Raw genomic sequence first — 15,920 nt, 5'->3', positions numbered from 1 at the left:
CCGCCTCTTCCACGGCGATCTCGTCGAACGGGTTCATGCTCATCTTGACGTTGGCAAGATCGACACCGCTGCCGTCCGACTTCACGCGAACCTTCACGTTGAAGTCAATCACGCGCTTGACTGCGACCAGGACTTTCATGCGCTCACTCCACTATTGATAAGACGAATTTGCAAAACGCCGGCCATTATAAGGGCGGCCGGTCGCTCGCGTTATTTTTCCGAACGGTCGTGCTATTTTAACCGTGAAAAATTGCCGGACGCCAGAAAAACGTCCGGCAATCTACTTGGTAGAACCCTCTACCAGATCACCGAAGGATCACAAAGGGGTTACCAAGCCACAATCACGGCGTCCTTGTACTTCGTCTTCACGAAGGCCTTGACCGTGTCGGAATGATACGCCTTCACGAGCTTGGCAACCCAGGGTTGATCCTTGTCGGCCGTGCGGATGGCGATCACGTTGGCGTACGGGCCCTTCGGGCTCTCGATGGCGATCCCGTCCTTGATCGGGTCCAGGCCAGCCTTCTCGGCGTAGTTGCCGTTGACGGCGGCGGCGTCCAGGTCATCCAGCGAGCGCGGCAGCTGGGCGGCGTCCAGTTCGACGAACTTCAGCTTCTTCGGGTTCTCGGCCACGTCGCGCGGCGAGGCCTTGAAGCCAGCGTTCGGCTTGAGCTTGATCACGCCCTGCGCCTGCAGCAGCAGGAGCGCGCGGCCGCCGTTGGTCGGGTCGTTCGGCAGGCCGAAGCGCGCGCCGTCCTTCAGATCCTTCAGCAACTTGATCTTCTTCGAGTACACGCCCATCGGGAAGGTGATGGTCTGGCCGATGCTCACGAACTTGTAGCCGCGCGTGGCGATCTGGTCGTCGAGGTACGGCTGGTGCTGGTAGCTGTTGGCATCCAGGTCACCGGCAGCCAGCGCCGCGTTCGGCTGGATGTAGTCGTTGAACTCGACGATCTGCAGCTTCAGGCCGTCCTTCTCGGCGACCTTCTTCACTTCTTCCATGATCTCGGCGTGCGGGCCGGCGGTCACGCCGATCTTGATCGGCTTGCTCTGCGCCAGGGCGCTGCCTGCGACCAGTGCCAGCGCCAGAGTGCCAGTAGCCAGGCTCGCGGACCATTGCAGCAGTTGACGACGATTCATTGTGTTCCCCCGTTGGTATGTGAATTGATGAAGGAGGCGCCGAAAAACGTAGCGAGCGACCCGAGGTTGGTGCGAGAAGCGCAACCGTACATGGGTACGGTGAGCATCGCAGTGCCAAGATCGGGGCGCGCAGTAGTTTTGCGGCGTCTCCTTAGCGATGGCTCAGGCGGCGCACTAGCCAATCGCCCGTGGACTGCACCGCCTGCACGAAGACGATCAGGATGACGACCACCGCCAGCATGATGTCCGATTCATAGCGCTGATAACCGTAGCGGATGCCCAGGTCGCCCAGGCCGCCGCCGCCGATGGTACCGGCCATGGCCGAGTAGCCGACCAGGCTGACAAAGGTGATCGTCAGGCCGGCCAGGATGCCGGGCATGGCCTCGGGCAACAGCACCTTGACGACGAGCTGGCCGGTGGTCGCGCCCATCGATTGGGCGGCCTCGATCAGGCCGCGGTCCACTTCGCGCAGCGCGGTTTCCACCAGGCGCGCGACGAACGGAATCGCTGCAATCGTCAGCGGCACGATCGCAGCAGCGGTGCCGATCGACGAACCCGCCAGCAAGCGCGTGAACGGAATCACCGCCACCAGCAGGATGATGAACGGCACCGAGCGCACCGCATTGACGACGAGGCCCGCCACGCGGTTGAACGCCGGTGCCGACAGCACGCCGCCCGTAGTGGTCAGATACAGCAGCACGCCCAGCGGCACGCCGAACAGCGCACCGATGCCACCCGACACGCCCACCATGGCGAGCGTCTCCCAGAAGGCCGGCAGGAACAGATCGGTCATGTCAGACCACATGGTTGATCTCCTCGACCACCACGCCTTGCTCGCGCAGGAAGTGCATCGCGTTGTTGATGTCGGCGGTTTCGCCCGAGGCCAGGATCGCCAGCGAGCCGAAGGCCTGGCCCTGAATCTCGTCGATATGGCCATGCAGGATGTTGAAGTCGAGCCCGTAGTGGCGGATCGCCTGGGCCAGCACCGGCTGGTCCACACCCGCGCCGGTAAAGGCCAGGCGGAACAGGTGGTCGCGCCCGCCCTGCTCGCGTGCGACGAGGCGGCTTTCCACGCGCGCCAGCACCGACGGCGGCAGCTCCTGCGAGATGACCTCGCCGATCAGCGCGCGCGTCACGTCATGGTTGGGCTTGAGGAACACGTCGATCACGCGGCCCAGTTCCACCACGCGGCCGGCGTCGAGCACGGCCACGCGGTCGCACACCTGCTTGATGACTTCCATCTGGTGCGTGATCAGCACGATGGTCAGGCCCAGCTCGCGGTTGATCTTGCGCAGCAGATCCAGGATCGAGCGCGTGGTCTCCGGGTCCAGCGCGGAGGTCGCCTCATCGGACAGCAGCACATCCGGCTGGCTCGCCAGCGCGCGGGCAATGCCGACGCGCTGCTTCTGCCCGCCCGAGATCTGCGCCGGATAGCGGTCCTTGTGCGCGGCCAGCCCGACCAGCTCCAGCAGCGGCAGCACGATCTCGCGAATACGCTCGCGCGACGTGCCCGCCAGCTCCAGCGGCAGCGCCACGTTGTCATACACCGTGCGCGACGACAGCAGGTTGAAGTGCTGGAAGATCATGCCGATCTTGCGGCGCGCCTGGCGCAGCCCGTCGGCGTTCAATGCGGTGAGGTTCTGGCCCGCCACGGTGACGGTGCCGGAAGTCGGCCGGTTCAGCAGGTTGATGACGCGCACCAGCGTGCTCTTGCCCGCGCCGCTGCGGCCGATGATGCCGAAGATCTCGCCGCGGTCGATGGTCAGGTCGACGTCGCGCAGCGCGTGGACGTCGTTGCCACCCGCCCCCCGAAAGTGCTGCGAAATCCCCTTGAGTTCGATCATGCGTACATACAAAAACGGCAACTGCGCTGGCCCAATGAGGCTCTAGAGCGGTTGCCGTCTCTTTCTTGTTGGAATGAGGCGCCAGTGTAAAGCAGGCCCTACATGCACAGAACGATTTTTTGACGATGTCTTTATTACTTTTTCGAATGTTGCAGACGATTCGTCGCCATATGACATCTACAGCTCGGCCAGCGCCCTGACGTGCGCGACCACGCTGCGGCCGAGTGCGCTCAGGTTGTAGCCACCCTCCAGGCAACTGACGATGCGGCCCTTAGCGTGCGTGCGCGCCACCTGCATCAGTTGCTGCGTGATCCAGGCGTAATCGGCCTCGACCAAGCCCATTTGACCGAGGTCGTCTTCCCGATGCGCGTCGAAGCCGGCGGAGATGAACAGCATCTCAGGCTGGAACGCCTCCAGGCGCGGCAGCCAGATCGCCTCCACCACCTCGCGCACGGTCAGTCCATTCGTGTACGCCGGCAGCGGGATGTTGACCATGTTGGCCGCCACGCCCTCGGCACCGGAATACGGATAGAACGGGTGCTGGAAGAAGCTGCACATCAGCACGCGCGGCTCGTCGCGGAAAGCCGCCTCGGTGCCGTTGCCGTGGTGCACGTCAAAGTCGACGATGGCGACGCGCTGCAGGCCGTGATGTTCCAGCGCATGGCGCGCCGCCACCGCCACGTTGTTGAAGAAGCAGAAGCCCATCGCGCGGCCGGGCTCGGCGTGGTGACCGGGCGGGCGCACGCTGCAGAAGGCGTTCTCCAGCTCCCCGGCGATGACCTTGTCGGTGGCCATCACGGCTGCACCGGCGGCCAGCACCGCGGCCATGTAGGTGTGTGGGTTCATCGCCGTGTCGGGGTCGATCGAGGCGTAGCCGGCCATCGGCACGCTGGCCACCAGCTCGCGCAGGTAGGCCTCGCTGTGCACGCGGCGCAGTTGCGTCTCGGTGGCGGGCGGCGCCTCGCACGGCACCAGGAACTGGTCGATGCGGCTGGCGATCAGCTGGTCTTCGATCGCGCGCAGGCGGTCCGGGCACTCGGGGTGGTGATGCCCCATCTCGTGCTTGAGAAATTCAGGATGCGTAAAGAGGCCGGTCGCCATGTTCGTGTTGTATGCCGGGTGATTCAATGTCTCCAGCCGCTACGTTAGCACGGCAGGCCGCTGGCGGATGCGCCGGGACCATCCGCTACAATGGCCCGGTCTTGTCTTGCGCATGCCCATGAGCCAATCGCCTTCGTCCCGTCGTCCCGTGCTGCGCGCCCTGATGGCGGGCGCCGCACTGTCCGCACTGTCCCTGCCCTCGCTGTCGTTTGCCGCCCGCGCCGCGAAATCCGCCAAGCGCCGCGTGGCCGTGCATGAAGAGGAAATCGACCCCGACCGCTACCGCAACAACCCGCAGACGCAGGCCTTCATCGGCATGCTGGTGGCGGAGCACAACTTCGACCGCGCCTCGCTCGACGCGCTGTTTGCCGGCACGGCCTACTCGGCCACGGTGGCGCGACTGATCCTGCCGCCCGCCACGCCCGCGCGCCGCAGCTGGACAGCGTATCGCGGCCGCTTTATCGAGCCGATCCGCATTGCCGCCGGCGTGCGCTTCTGGCAGCAGTACGGCGACACCCTGCGCCGCGCCGAAAGCGAATTCGGCGTGCCCGCTGACGTGATCGTCGGCATCCTGGGCGTGGAGACCATCTACGGCCGCGACATGGGCAACTTCCGCGTGATGGATGCGCTCACCACGCTGGCCTTCGACTACCCCGACACGCCCAACCGGGACGAGCGCAGCACGATGTTCCGCAACCAGCTCCAGGATTTCCTGGTCTGGTGCCGCGACACCGGCACGGACGTGTTCTCGGTGCTGGGCTCGTACGCGGGCGCGGTCGGCATTCCGCAGTTCATGCCGACCAGCATCCGCGAATACGCCATCGACTACGACCACGACGGCCACATCGACCTGCGCAACAGCGCGGTGGACGCCATTGGCAGCGTCGCGCATTTCCTGCAGATGCACGGCTGGGAGCCGAACCGCCCGGTGATGTGGAACATCGCCGGCGACACCGACAGCCAGGGCATCGCCGGCGCGGCGGCGGACGGCAAGCCGTATCCGGGCATGACGCTGTCCAAGCTGACGCGCGCCGGCCTGGCGCTGGCACCGGGCGTGGACGCCGCGCGTGAGCAGGAGACCGACGTGCTGGTGGTCGACCTGCCGACGCCCGGCCAGCCGACCGAGTACCGCGTCGGCCTGCGCAACTTCTATGTGCTCACGCGCTACAACCGTAGCTTCTTCTATGCGGCGGCGGTGTACGAGCTGGGGCAGGCGGTACGGCAAGCAATGCAAGGCTAGACGCACGCCTCCCCGCAAACAAAAAGCGCAGCCGAGGCTGCGCTTTTTTCATGGCGATGCGGTGAGGCTCAGGCGGGGAATACGCCGGTCGACAGGTAGCGATCGCCCCGGTCACAGACCACGAACACGATCGTCGCGTTCTCGACCTCTTCGGCAATCCGCAACGCCACACACAGCGCGCCCGCCGCCGAGATGCCGCAGAAGATGCCCTCTTCGCGCGCCATGCGCCGCGCCATGTGCTCGGCGTCGGACTGGCTCACGGGTTCGGTGCGGTCGATGTACTTCGGGTCGTAGATCTTCGGCATGTAGGCTTCCGGCCATTTGCGGATGCCCGGGATGCGCGAGCCTTCGGCCGGCTGCGCGCCAATGATCTGGATCTGCGGATTCTTCTCTTTCAGGAAACGCGAGACGCCGGTGATGGTGCCCGTCGTGCCCATCGCCGAGACGAAATGCGTGATGCGGCCTTCCGTGTCGCGCCACAGTTCGGGGCCGGTGCCCTCGTAGTGCGCAAGCGGGTTGTCCGGGTTGGCGAACTGGTCGAGGATGACGCCCTTGCCTTCCTTCTCCATCGCATCAGCCAGGTCACGCGCGTACTCCATGCCGCCCTTGACCGGCGTGAGGATGATCTCCGCGCCGTAGGCCGCCATGCTCTGGCGGCGCTCCACCGACAGGTCTTCCGGCATGATCAGCACCATCTTGTAGCCGCGGATGGCGGCTGCCATGGCCAGCGCGATGCCGGTGTTGCCGGAGGTCGACTCGATCAGCGTGTCGCCCGGCTTGATGCGCCCGCGCGCCTCGGCGTGCTTGATCATCGACAGCGCGGGGCGATCCTTGACCGAGCCGGCCGGGTTGTTGCCTTCAAGCTTGCCGAGGATGACGTTGCCGCGCTGCGTGTTGCCAACGCCTGGGATGCGCTGGAGCCGGACCAGCGGCGTGTTGCCGATGGTGTCTTCGATGGTGGGATAAGCCATGGTGCGTCAGGAATGGAATCGGACGATTGTAATGCAGCGCCCGGATCCACGTCGGGCACACCGGGCTGGCAACCCTACTGACTTCGGGCGCATCGCAAAACGCCCCGCACGAGGCAGGGCGTTGACGCTGGTCCGGGTGGCAGCTTACTTCTTCTTCGCGTCCTTGGCGTCCTTCTTGGCTGCGGCCGGTGCGGGGGCCGCTTTGCCGACGGTCAGCCCCGCGTTCTCCAGCTTGGCGAGCGTCTTGTCGCCGATGCCGGGCACGCGGGCCTTGAAGTCGGCGGCGTCTTTGTATGGACCGTTCTTGGTGCGCTCCTCGATGATCGCCTTGGACCGCTTCGGGCCGATGCCGGACAACGTCTCCAGCGCGGCTTGATCCGCCGTGTTCACATCCACGGCTGCCCACGAGACCGACAGCATGGACAGCGACATCAACGCGGCGGCCAACAGCTTCTTCAACATGTGCTCCTCCTGGGGTGAAAGATGAAAAAACCGCCACATGGCGTGGCGGTTTCAACACATCTTAAGGAGCGCAATCGCGTGGTCAGCCAGCTCGCACAAAAAGTAACGCGACGTCTGATCGATCGATGCGATCAATTGCCCTGGGTCATCATCCAGCGGCAATAGCGCGCCACGCCTTCCTGCACGGTCAGGAACGGCGCCGTGTAGCCGGCCGCGCGCAAACGTGACTGGTCAGCCTGCGTGAAGCACTGGTACTTGCCGCGCAGCGCGTCCGGAAACTTCACGTATTCGATCAGGCCTTCCTGCGCCAATTCCTCGGTGGACAGCGCCGGCTTGCCGTCGGCCGCGCGCAAGGTATTCACCACGGTGGTGGCGATGTCGTTGAACGGCTGCGCATGGCCCGTGCCAAGGTTGAAGATGCCGGACTTGTCCGGGTGGTCGAAGAAGAACAGGTTGACCTTCACCACGTCTTCCACCGACACGAAGTCGCGCATCTGGCCGCCCTGCGGGTAGCCGTTGTACTCGCCGAACAGCTTGACGGTGCCTTCGGCGCGGAACTGGTTGAAGTTGTGGAACGCCACCGAGGCCATGCGGCCCTTGTGCTGCTCGCGCGGGCCGTAGACGTTGAAGTAACGGAAGCCGACGATCTGCGACAGCGCGGTCGGCATGACACGGCGCACGATCTGGTCGAACAGCAGCTTGGAGTAGCCGTACACGTTGAGCGGACGCTCGAACTCGGGCTCCTCGCGGAAGGTCTCCGACGCGCCATAGGTGGCCGCCGACGAGGCATAGAGGAACTGCACGCCCTGGTCCAGGCAGGCGTGCATCAGCGCCAGCGTGTAGCGGTAGTTGTTATCCATCATGTAGCGGCCGTCGGTCTCCATGGTGTCGGAGCACGCGCCCTCATGGAAGATCGCGCGGACCTTGCCGAAATCGCCACGCGCGAAGCGCTCGACGAACTCGGTCTTGTCCAGGTAATCGCTGATCTGGCAGTCGACGAGGTTCTTGAACTTGTCGGCGCGCGTGAGGTTGTCGACGGCGATGATGTCGGTCTCGCCGCGATCGTTCAGGCCCTTGACGATATTGGCGCCGATAAAGCCGGCCGCGCCGGTGACGATGATGGTCATGATCAGTTGAAGAGTTCTGCGTAGGTGACGACGGCCGTGCCCAGCTTGCCGACCACGATGCCGCCCGCGCGGTTGGCGTACTGCACGGCTTCCTTGATGTTGGCGCCGGCGCCCAGCATGGTGGCCAGCGTGGCGATGACGGTGTCGCCCGCGCCCGAGACGTCGTACACCTCGCGCGCCTGGGCGGAGACGTGCAGCACCTCGTGCTCGGTGTAGAGCGTCATGCCCTCCTCCGAACGCGTGAGCAGCAGCGCTTCGAGCTGCAGCTCGCGGCGCAGGTTCTGCGCGCGGATGGTCAGGTCCGACTCGGTCTTCCACGAGCCGACCACCTGGCGCATCTCGGCGCGGTTGGGCGTGATCATGGTCGCGCCCTTGTAGCGCGAATAGTCCTCGCCCTTCGGGTCGACCAGCACGCGGCGACCGGCATGGCGTGAGGCCTCGATCATCTTCGCCACGTGGGTGAGGCCACCCTTGCCGTAGTCGGACAGCACCACCACGTCATGCTCACCCACCAGCGTGCCGAAGCGGTCGAGCACCGACATCAGCACCTCGTGCGTGGGCGGGTTCTCGAAATCGACGCGCAGCAGCTGCTGCTGGCGCGCCAGCACGCGCAGCTTGATGGTCGTGTTGACGTTCGGATCGCGATGCAGGTGGCCCGTGACCTTGCTCTCGCCGAGCAGCGCTTCGATGCTGCGGCCCGGCTCATCGTTGCCGATCACGCCGAGCATGCCGGCCTGCGCGCCGAGCGCCGCAATGTTGCGCGCCACGTTGGCGGCCCCGCCCAGGCGCTCGTCGGAGCGGCGCACCTGCACCACCGGCACCGGCGCTTCGGGCGAAATCCGCTCCACGTCGCCAAACCAGTAGCGGTCGAGCATCATGTCGCCCACCACGAGGATGCGGGCGGCTTGGATCTGTTCGGAAACGGGCGAGATCTTGGTCATGGGCGTCGGCGGGGGCCGAATCGAAGTCAGAGCAATTACGATTGGGTGGAGCGCCCGATGGCCTGGTATTCGAAACCCGCATCGCGCATGGCTTGCGGCTCGAACAGATTGCGGCCGTCGAACACCATCGGCGTCTTCAACAGCGCCTTGACGGCGTTGAAGTCCGGGCTGCGGAACGCCTTCCACTCGGTCACGATGACCAGCGCGTCGGCGTTCTTGAGCGCGTCCATCTGACCCGCGCAGAACGCCACGCGTTCCAATTGTTCGGCAGAAAGATCGAGCGCCAGCGCATGGCGGGCTTCTTCCATCGCCACCGGGTCGTACACCTGCACGCGTGCACCGCGCGAGAGCAGCGCGGCGATCAGGATGCGGCTCGGTGCTTCGCGCATGTCATCGGTGTTGGGCTTGAAGGCCAGGCCCCAGATGGCGAAGGTACGGCCGGTCAGGTCGGCGCCCAGGCGGTCTTCGATCTTGCTGACCAGCACTTCCTTCTGCTTGTCGTTGACGGCCTCGACGGCCTCCAGCACGTGCAGCGTCTGGCCGTATTCCTGCGCGGTGCGCACCAGCGCCTGCACGTCCTTCGGGAAGCACGAGCCGCCGTAGCCGGTGCCGGCGTAGAGGAAGCTGTAGCCGATGCGCGGATCGGAGCCGATGCCCAGGCGCACGAGTTCGATGTCCGCACCCACCTTGTCGGCCAGGTTGGCCATCTCGTTCATGAACGAGATGCGCGTGGCCAGCATCGAGTTGGCGGCGTACTTGGTGAACTCGGCCGAGCGCACGTCCATGTAGAAGGTGCGCTCGTGGTTGCGGTTGAACGGCGCGTAGAGCGTGCGCATCGTCGCCTTGGCGCGCTGGCCGTCAGCGTCGCTGTAGGTGCCGAGCACGATGCGGTCCGGGCGCATGAAGTCGTCCACCGCCGCGCCTTCCTTCAGGAACTCGGGATTCGACACCACCGAGAAGCCGATGTCGGACTTGCCGCGCGTCGCCAGTACCTCGGCCACCGCTGCGCGCACCCTGTCGCCAGTGCCAACCGGCACAGTCGACTTGTCGACGATGACCTTGAAGCCGGACATGTGCTCGGCGATGTTGCGCGCCGCCGCCAACACGTACTTCAGATCGGCCGAGCCGTCTTCATCGGGCGGCGTGCCGACGGCGATGAACTGCACGTCGCCATGCGCCACGCTGGCCGCCACATCGGTCGAGAACTGGATGCGGCCCGCCGCGCGGTTGCGCTCGATCAGCTCCTTCAGGCCCGGTTCGTAGATGGGCACGCCGCCGGCGTTGAGCAGGTCGATCTTCTTCTGGTCGACGTCCAGACAGAACACGTCGTTGCCCAGTTCCGCCAGACACGCGCCGGTGACCAGACCGACGTAGCCGCTACCGATGATGGTGATTTTCATGCGAACACTTCAATGATTGAAAAAGTGCCGGCGCGGCTGAAAGGAACAAGCCGCGCCGGACTGAATTACATGCTGGCTCCGCCACCACCACCAAGCGTTTCGGTGCGGCGCGGTGCGTAGGTCTCCCAGCGGTTGCAGCCGGGGCACTGCCAATAGAACAGGCGCGCACGGAAGCCGCACTCCTGGCACGTATAGCGTGCGAGGTTGCGCGTGCGGCTCTGCAGCAGGTCGCGGATGGCGCCCAGATCCTGCGCACGCTGGATATCGGCATTGGCGCCCGCCTCGACCGGGTCAGCCAGCGCGCTTTCGGCCACATCCGCCGTGGCGACCGCTTCGTGGCTGACCGCCTCCGAGGCGCGCGTTGCCTCGGCTTCCACCAAGCGCGTCAGCGCCATCAGCGAGGGCTGGCGACGGATCTGGTCGCGCATCAGCGCCACGGCATCATCGATGCCGTGCACATCCAATTCGTACTTGTAGACGGTGTCGAGCAGTTCGGGCCCCAAGCGCGCGTCCATCTTGGAGCGCAGCCACGCCAGGCCCTCGGCGGCACGGCCGAGTTGCAGGTAGGCCTTCATCAGCCGCTCGGCCACCAGCGGCAGGAACGCTGCATTCTGCTGCTCGATGCTGCGCCAGCGCTTGATGGCGCCCTCGACATCGCCCTGCCCCTGCGCCACATCACCCAGCTGGATGGTGGCGCGCACGTTCTTGGGGTTCTCCTGCAGCGCGCGCTCGAGCCATTCCACGGCGGTCGGCACGTCCTTGCGTTGCAGCGATTCCTGCGCCAACTCGCAGCAGAATTGCGCGATCTGCACGGTGTAGTCGCGGCCCTGCAGCGTCTGCAGCTCGCGCGCGGCGTCGATCGCCTTGCGCCATTCCTTCTCAACCTCGTACAGCTCCAGCAACACGCGCTTGGCGGGCTCGGCAAAGGTGCCCTCCATCAGCATGCGCAGGGATTCTTCCGCGCGATCCAGCAGGCCGGCGCGCAGGAAATCCTGGCCCAGCTCGTACAGCGCGTGATCGCGCTCGGTGGCCGGCAGATCGGGGCGGTTGACGAGGTTCTGGTGCACGCGGATGGCGCGCTCGGTCTCGCCGCGGCGGCGGAACAGGCTGCCGAGTGCGAAGTGCAGCTCGGTGGTTTCCGGGTCCAGGCGCGCGACCTCGATGAAGGCATCGATGGCCTTGTCGGGCTGCTCGTTGAGCAGGAAATTCAGCCCCTTGAAGTAGGAGCGCGGCAGCGAGGCTTGTTCGGTGCGCAGCTGGCGGGCGTCGAGCCGCGCGGCGACCCAACCCAAGCCAAACACCAACGGGATGGCCAACAGCCACCAGAGATCGAGATCCATGCGTCAGACCTTGGGGCCGGGAACGTGGTAAGGAGAATCAGCAACGACAGGCGCGGGCGGCTCGACCACCTCGTCCGCCGTCATGCGACCGATCTGGCGGCGCAACCGGCTTGCGGCAAAACGGTGTCGCATCACACGCGGCGCCATCGCAAGCATGGCCAGCAGGATGCCGGCCACGAAGAACGCCAGCGCGATCAGGATCAGCGGCGCATGCCAGGCCACGCCAAACGGTAGCACCAGCGAGACTTCCGCCGTGTTGTGCAGCGCCAGCGCGAAGAGCAGCACGAACAACAGGATGCGGATGACCCAGACGAGAAATTTCATGCGGATTCGGAAGCGAACGGCGGCGCGGCGACCAGGCGCGGCGCGATTGCCGGGTTGTGCCGCATTGTAGCGGATTCATCAGGTGGCCAACCACGCCACGACTTGTGCGCCGAACCGTCACCACAATAAAAAACGCCCCGGCAAAAACCGGGGCGTTTCTGAAACTGCCAACTGCAACCAGGACTCAACGCGACATGACCAGTGGTGCCGCCAACTCCGCCGGGAACCCGGCGGAATGGCGGCTACTGTCAGCCTGTCGAGCCGCCTTCACAGCCGTCAACGACACCGCTGGCTCACCCTCCGAAGAGGATTCGCCTTGTCGTTCGAGGCTGCGGTCGACCCGCTCGCGCAACTCCTTGCCCGCCTTGAAGTGCGGCACCCGCTTTTCAGGCACCAGCACCTTCTCGCCGGACTTCGGGTTGCGGCCAACGCGCGGCGGACGCCGGTTCAGACCGAAGCTGCCGAACCCGCGGATCTCGATGCGATGGCCGTCCGCCAGGGCGTCGGACATCGCATCCAGGATCGTCTTGACCGCGATGTCCGCGTCCCGCAGCAGCAGCTGCGGAAAGCGGGCGGCCAGCTTTTCCACGAGTTCGGACTTGGTCATGGGCATCGTGCGCGCGTCCTTGTAGGTCGACCCGGTGGATGCTTACTGGTTGGTTTCGTTCAGCTTGGCCTTCAGCAGCGCGCCGAGGTTCGTGGTACCAGCCGTGCCGGTATCCGCCGAGAACTTCTGCATCGCTTCTTGCTGGTCAGCGCTGTCCTTGGCCTTGATGGAGACGTTGATGTTGCGCGACTTGCGATCGATGTTGACGATCATCGCGGTCATCGTTTCGCCTTCCTTCAGCACGTTGCGGGCGTCTTCCACACGGTCGCTCGAGATTTCCGAGGCGCGCAGGTAGCCTTCCACGTCGTCCGCCAGCTGCACCACGGCGCCCTTCGGATCAACGGCCTTGATCGTGACGGACACGATCGAGCCCTTGTCGTTGGCCGAGATGAAGTTGTTGAACGGGTCGCCCGACAGTTGCTTGATACCCAGCGAGATGCGTTCCTTGTCGACGTCGATGGCCAGCACCACGGCTTCCACTTCGTCGCCCTTCTTGTACTTGCGAACGGCTTCTTCACCAGTCTCTTGCCACGACAGGTCCGACAGGTGCACCAGGCCGTCGATGCCGCCCGGCAGACCGATGAACACGCCGAAGTCGGTGATCGACTTGATCTGGCCGGCCAGCTTGTCGCCCTTCTTCTGGTTGCGAGCGAAATCGTCCCACGGGTTGGCCTTGCACTGCTTCATGCCCAGGCTGATACGACGCTTGTCTTCGTCGATATCCAGAACCATGACTTCCACTTCGTCGCCCAGCTGGACAACCTTGGACGGGGCCACGTTCTTGTTGGTCCAGTCCATTTCCGACACGTGCACCAGGCCTTCGATACCGGCTTCGATCTCGACGAACGCGCCGTAGTCGGTCAGGTTGGTCACCTTGCCGAACAGGCGGGTGCCTTGCGGGTAGCGGCGCGAGATGCCGACCCACGGATCTTCGCCCAGCTGCTTGACGCCCAGCGAGACGCGGTTCTTCTCTTGGTCGAACTTGAGGATCTTGGCGGTGATTTCCTGGCCAACCGACAGCACTTCGCTCGGGTGACGCACACGACGCCATGCCAGGTCGGTGATGTGCAGCAGACCGTCGATGCCACCCAGATCCACGAACGCGCCGTAGTCGGTGATGTTCTTGACGATACCGTTGACGATCGCGCCTTCCTTGAGCGTTTCCATCAGCTTCTGGCGCTCTTCGCCCAGCGTGGCTTCCACCACGGCGCGGCGCGACAGCACAACGTTGTTGCGCTTGCGGTCCAGCTTGATGACCTTGAATTCGAGGGTTTTGCCTTCGTACGGCGTGGTGTCCTTGATCGGACGCACGTCGACGAGCGAACCCGGCAGGAATGCACGAATACCGTTGACCATGACGGTCAGGCCGCCCTTCACCTTGCCGGTCACGGTACCGGAGATGATCTCGCCGGATTCCAGTGCCTTCTCAAGGTTCAGCCACGAAGCCAGGCGCTTGGCCTTGTCGCGCGACAGGATGGTGTCGCCGTAGCCGTTTTCGAGCGCGTCGATCGCGACCGAAACGTAATCGCCGATTTGCACTTCGAGCTCACCCTGATCGTTCAGGAATTCCTCGATGGGTACAAAAGCTTCAGACTTCAGGCCCGCGTTCACAACGACGAAGTTGTGGTCGATACGCACAACTTCCGCAGAGATGACCTCGCCAGCCTTCATATTGGTCTGGGCGATCGACTCTTCGAACAGGGCGGCAAAAGATTCGTTAATTTGGGACATAAAAATGGGCATCCGCAGAACATGCCTCGCATTGCTTTCGCGTTGAGTTGCGGAAACACGCATGCGGGGTTACGAGTTGAACAACCGCCAGTGACAGCCAACCCATCACCGGCACCGATCGGACCAGCATGGCCGGTTCAGTTCGCCTTGGCGCCCTGCACCTGCCGGTACCAGTCCAGTACCTGCGCGACCACCTCATCGACCGTCATGTCGGACGAATCGAGCAATCGCGCATCTTGCGCCGGACGCAGCGGCGCGACACTGCGGGTGCGATCCCGCAAATCACGCGCTTCCAAGTCCTGCGAAAGACTTTCCACTGTAGCAGAAAACCCCTTTGCAATCAATTGCTTATAACGCCTCTCAGCGCGGGCCTGCACGCTGGCCGTCAGGAACACCTTGAGCACCGCCTCGGGGAAAATCACCGTGCCCATGTCACGACCGTCGGCCACCAGGCCCGGCGCCTCCAGGAAGGCCCGCTGACGTGCGCGCAACGCATCACGCACCGGCCCGTGCACGGCAATCGCCGAAGCCTGGTTGCCGACCGACTCGTGGCGCAGCGCGAGGCTCACATCCTCGCCCTGGAGCCAGATGTGATCAGCCTTGAAGCGCACATCCAGTGCGGAGCTGACACGCACGAGGCTGTCCACGTCGTGATCGTCGATGTTCTCGCGCATGCTGGCGAGCGCCACCAGCCGGTACAGCGAGCCGCTATCCAGGAGGTGAAACCCCAGCAGATCGGCCACCTGGTGGGCGACGGTGCCCTTGCCGGACGCGGTCGGTCCGTCGATGGCGATGACCGGATACGCGTTGGGAGCAGTGGCGTCGGACATAATCAATTCTGGCGGTTAATTGCGATTCAAGCGGAAATGCCGCTGAACGCCGTGAAGTATTCCGGGAAGGTCTTGGCGACGCAGCGCGGGTCGTTGATGCGCACCGTCACCGGGCCGAAGGCGGCGAGCGAGAAAGCCATCGCCATGCGGTGGTCGTCGTAGGTGTCGATGCCGCCGGCGGGCGGGGTCCATTGCGACGGCGGCGTCACGCGGATGTAGTCGGCGCCCTCTTCCACCGTGGCGCCAAGCTTGCGCAGCTCGGTGGCCATGGCGGTCAGGCGGTCGGTTTCCTTGACGCGCCAGCTGCCGATGTTGGTGAGCGTGGTGGTGCCGTCCGCGAACAGCGCGGCCACCGCCAGCGTCATCGCCGCGTCGGGGATGTGGTTGCAATCCAACTCCAGCGCGTGCAGCTTGCCGTCGTCGCGTTCGACGCCGCGCACTTCGATCCAGTTGTCGCCGGCCATGACGTTGGCGCCCATGCGGTTGAGCGCGTCGGCAAAACGGACGTCACCCTGGATGCTGGACATGCCGACGCCCTCCACCCGCACCGGCCCGCCGCCGAGCGCGCCGGCCGCCAGGAAGTACGAGGCGGACGAAGCATCGCCTTCGACGAAGATTTCACCCGGCGCTTGATACGCCACGCCCGTCGGCACGGTGAACGACGCCCAGCCGTCACGCGCGACCTGCACGCCGAAGCGCGCCATCAGGTTCAGCGTGATCTCGATGTAGGGCTTGGAGATCAGTTCGCCGACGACTTCGATGGTGACGTTGCCTGCCGACTCCACGAACGGCAGCGCCATCAGCAGCGCGGTCAGGAACTGGCTCGACACATCGCCGCGCACGCGGATCGGCGCGTCGATCTTGA

General features: G+C 64.8%; 16 protein-coding genes and 1 pseudogene. 1 reads left to right on the top strand and 16 read right to left on the bottom strand.

The features are described from left to right. From QZ609_RS15895 to QZ609_RS15875, 5 genes and pseudogenes are all read right to left on the bottom strand, one after another. Positions 1 to 139 (bottom strand): annotated as a pseudogene (locus QZ609_RS15895) (electron transfer flavoprotein subunit beta/FixA family protein); the annotation flags it as partial. Between the two features lie 188 nt (positions 140 to 327). After that, positions 328 to 1,137 carry a MetQ/NlpA family ABC transporter substrate-binding protein gene (locus QZ609_RS15890; RefSeq protein WP_295496756.1) on the bottom strand — a complete coding sequence of 270 codons (810 nt, stop codon included), beginning with the start codon at positions 1,135 to 1,137 and terminating at the stop codon, positions 328 to 330. Positions 1,138 to 1,288: 151 nt separating this feature from the next. Next, a complete protein-coding gene (locus QZ609_RS15885; protein ID WP_295496754.1) occupies positions 1,289 to 1,942 on the bottom strand; it encodes a methionine ABC transporter permease in 654 nt (217 codons plus the stop codon). Next, entirely contained in the window at positions 1,932 to 2,981 is a 1,050-nt protein-coding gene (locus QZ609_RS15880) for a methionine ABC transporter ATP-binding protein (protein ID WP_295496751.1), read from the bottom strand. The genes QZ609_RS15885 and QZ609_RS15880 overlap by 11 nt, the downstream gene beginning before the upstream one ends. Before the next feature lie 177 nt (positions 2,982 to 3,158). Continuing rightward, positions 3,159 to 4,082 (bottom strand): histone deacetylase family protein, encoded by a 924-nt coding sequence (locus tag QZ609_RS15875; RefSeq protein ID WP_295496748.1) that lies wholly within the window; start codon positions 4,080 to 4,082, stop codon positions 3,159 to 3,161. A gap of 118 nt (positions 4,083 to 4,200) precedes the next feature. On the opposite strand from QZ609_RS15875, the gene mltB reads away from it, so the two are divergent. Then, positions 4,201 to 5,322: a lytic murein transglycosylase B gene (mltB, locus tag QZ609_RS15870; protein ID WP_295496745.1), complete on the top strand. Its 1,122-nt coding sequence runs from the start codon at positions 4,201 to 4,203 to the stop codon at positions 5,320 to 5,322. A 68-nt stretch (positions 5,323 to 5,390) separates the two neighbouring features. Here mltB and cysM read toward each other — a convergent pair whose 3' ends face one another. The 11 genes from cysM to aroA all read right to left on the bottom strand — a co-directional run. Continuing rightward, positions 5,391 to 6,293, bottom strand: a complete 903-nt coding sequence (gene cysM, locus QZ609_RS15865) for a cysteine synthase CysM (protein WP_295496743.1) — start codon at positions 6,291 to 6,293, stop codon at positions 5,391 to 5,393. A gap of 144 nt (positions 6,294 to 6,437) precedes the next feature. Then, positions 6,438 to 6,755, bottom strand: coding sequence for a helix-hairpin-helix domain-containing protein (locus QZ609_RS15860; RefSeq protein WP_295496741.1), 318 nt, complete (start codon positions 6,753 to 6,755; stop codon positions 6,438 to 6,440). Between the two features lie 131 nt (positions 6,756 to 6,886). Next, the gene (gene rfaD / locus QZ609_RS15855) at positions 6,887 to 7,882 is read right to left on the bottom strand and encodes an ADP-glyceromanno-heptose 6-epimerase (protein ID WP_295496738.1); all 996 of its coding nucleotides are present in this window, start codon (positions 7,880 to 7,882) and stop codon (positions 6,887 to 6,889) included. A gap of 2 nt (positions 7,883 to 7,884) precedes the next feature. Further along, entirely contained in the window at positions 7,885 to 8,823 is a 939-nt protein-coding gene (rfaE1, locus tag QZ609_RS15850; RefSeq protein ID WP_295496735.1) for a D-glycero-beta-D-manno-heptose-7-phosphate kinase, read from the bottom strand. Between the two features lie 35 nt (positions 8,824 to 8,858). Continuing rightward, a complete protein-coding gene (locus tag QZ609_RS15845; protein ID WP_295496732.1) occupies positions 8,859 to 10,223 on the bottom strand; it encodes a UDP-glucose/GDP-mannose dehydrogenase family protein in 1,365 nt (454 codons plus the stop codon). A gap of 65 nt (positions 10,224 to 10,288) precedes the next feature. Next, positions 10,289 to 11,563 (bottom strand): lipopolysaccharide assembly protein LapB, encoded by a 1,275-nt coding sequence (gene lapB / locus QZ609_RS15840; RefSeq protein WP_295496729.1) that lies wholly within the window; start codon positions 11,561 to 11,563, stop codon positions 10,289 to 10,291. A gap of 3 nt (positions 11,564 to 11,566) precedes the next feature. Then, positions 11,567 to 11,887 carry a lipopolysaccharide assembly protein LapA domain-containing protein gene (locus QZ609_RS15835; RefSeq protein WP_295496726.1) on the bottom strand — a complete coding sequence of 107 codons (321 nt, stop codon included), beginning with the start codon at positions 11,885 to 11,887 and terminating at the stop codon, positions 11,567 to 11,569. Between the two features lie 184 nt (positions 11,888 to 12,071). Further along, positions 12,072 to 12,500, bottom strand: a complete 429-nt coding sequence (locus tag QZ609_RS15830; protein ID WP_295496723.1) for an integration host factor subunit beta — start codon at positions 12,498 to 12,500, stop codon at positions 12,072 to 12,074. A gap of 36 nt (positions 12,501 to 12,536) precedes the next feature. Then, entirely contained in the window at positions 12,537 to 14,225 is a 1,689-nt protein-coding gene (gene rpsA / locus QZ609_RS15825) for a 30S ribosomal protein S1 (RefSeq protein WP_295496720.1), read from the bottom strand. Positions 14,226 to 14,362: 137 nt separating this feature from the next. Then, on the bottom strand, positions 14,363 to 15,055 hold the full coding sequence (gene cmk, locus QZ609_RS15820; protein WP_295496717.1) for a (d)CMP kinase: 693 nt from the start codon (positions 15,053 to 15,055) through the stop codon (positions 14,363 to 14,365). Positions 15,056 to 15,081: 26 nt separating this feature from the next. Then, positions 15,082 to 15,920: 3-phosphoshikimate 1-carboxyvinyltransferase (aroA, locus tag QZ609_RS15815; RefSeq protein ID WP_295496714.1), on the bottom strand; the 839-nt coding region annotated here is incomplete at its 5' end.

The organism is uncultured Ralstonia sp., from assembly GCA_913056305.1.
Classification (GTDB): Bacteria; Pseudomonadota; Gammaproteobacteria; order Burkholderiales; family Burkholderiaceae; genus Ralstonia.
The sequence above is the reverse complement of the archived record's forward strand: the minus strand, read 5'-3'. Positions and strand labels throughout refer to the sequence as shown.

Excerpts from the sequence above, each read along its gene's own strand:
- QZ609_RS15890 (WP_295496756.1), bottom strand. The coding sequence starts at position 1,137 with ATGAATCGTCGTCAACTGCTGCAATGGTCCGCGAGCCTGGCTACTGGC.
- QZ609_RS15885 (WP_295496754.1), bottom strand. The coding sequence starts at position 1,942 with ATGTGGTCTGACATGACCGATCTGTTCCTGCCGGCCTTCTGGGAGACG.
- QZ609_RS15880 (WP_295496751.1), bottom strand. The coding sequence starts at position 2,981 with ATGATCGAACTCAAGGGGATTTCGCAGCACTTTCGGGGGGCGGGTGGC.
- QZ609_RS15875 (WP_295496748.1), bottom strand. The coding sequence starts at position 4,082 with ATGGCGACCGGCCTCTTTACGCATCCTGAATTTCTCAAGCACGAGATG.
- mltB (WP_295496745.1), top strand. The coding sequence starts at position 4,201 with ATGAGCCAATCGCCTTCGTCCCGTCGTCCCGTGCTGCGCGCCCTGATG.
- cysM (WP_295496743.1), bottom strand. The coding sequence starts at position 6,293 with ATGGCTTATCCCACCATCGAAGACACCATCGGCAACACGCCGCTGGTC.
- QZ609_RS15860 (WP_295496741.1), bottom strand. The coding sequence starts at position 6,755 with ATGTTGAAGAAGCTGTTGGCCGCCGCGTTGATGTCGCTGTCCATGCTG.
- rfaD (WP_295496738.1), bottom strand. The coding sequence starts at position 7,882 with ATGACCATCATCGTCACCGGCGCGGCCGGCTTTATCGGCGCCAATATC.
- rfaE1 (WP_295496735.1), bottom strand. The coding sequence starts at position 8,823 with ATGACCAAGATCTCGCCCGTTTCCGAACAGATCCAAGCCGCCCGCATC.
- QZ609_RS15845 (WP_295496732.1), bottom strand. The coding sequence starts at position 10,223 with ATGAAAATCACCATCATCGGTAGCGGCTACGTCGGTCTGGTCACCGGC.
- lapB (WP_295496729.1), bottom strand. The coding sequence starts at position 11,563 with ATGGATCTCGATCTCTGGTGGCTGTTGGCCATCCCGTTGGTGTTTGGC.
- QZ609_RS15835 (WP_295496726.1), bottom strand. The coding sequence starts at position 11,887 with ATGAAATTTCTCGTCTGGGTCATCCGCATCCTGTTGTTCGTGCTGCTC.
- QZ609_RS15830 (WP_295496723.1), bottom strand. The coding sequence starts at position 12,500 with ATGCCCATGACCAAGTCCGAACTCGTGGAAAAGCTGGCCGCCCGCTTT.
- rpsA (WP_295496720.1), bottom strand. The coding sequence starts at position 14,225 with ATGTCCCAAATTAACGAATCTTTTGCCGCCCTGTTCGAAGAGTCGATC.
- cmk (WP_295496717.1), bottom strand. The coding sequence starts at position 15,055 with ATGTCCGACGCCACTGCTCCCAACGCGTATCCGGTCATCGCCATCGAC.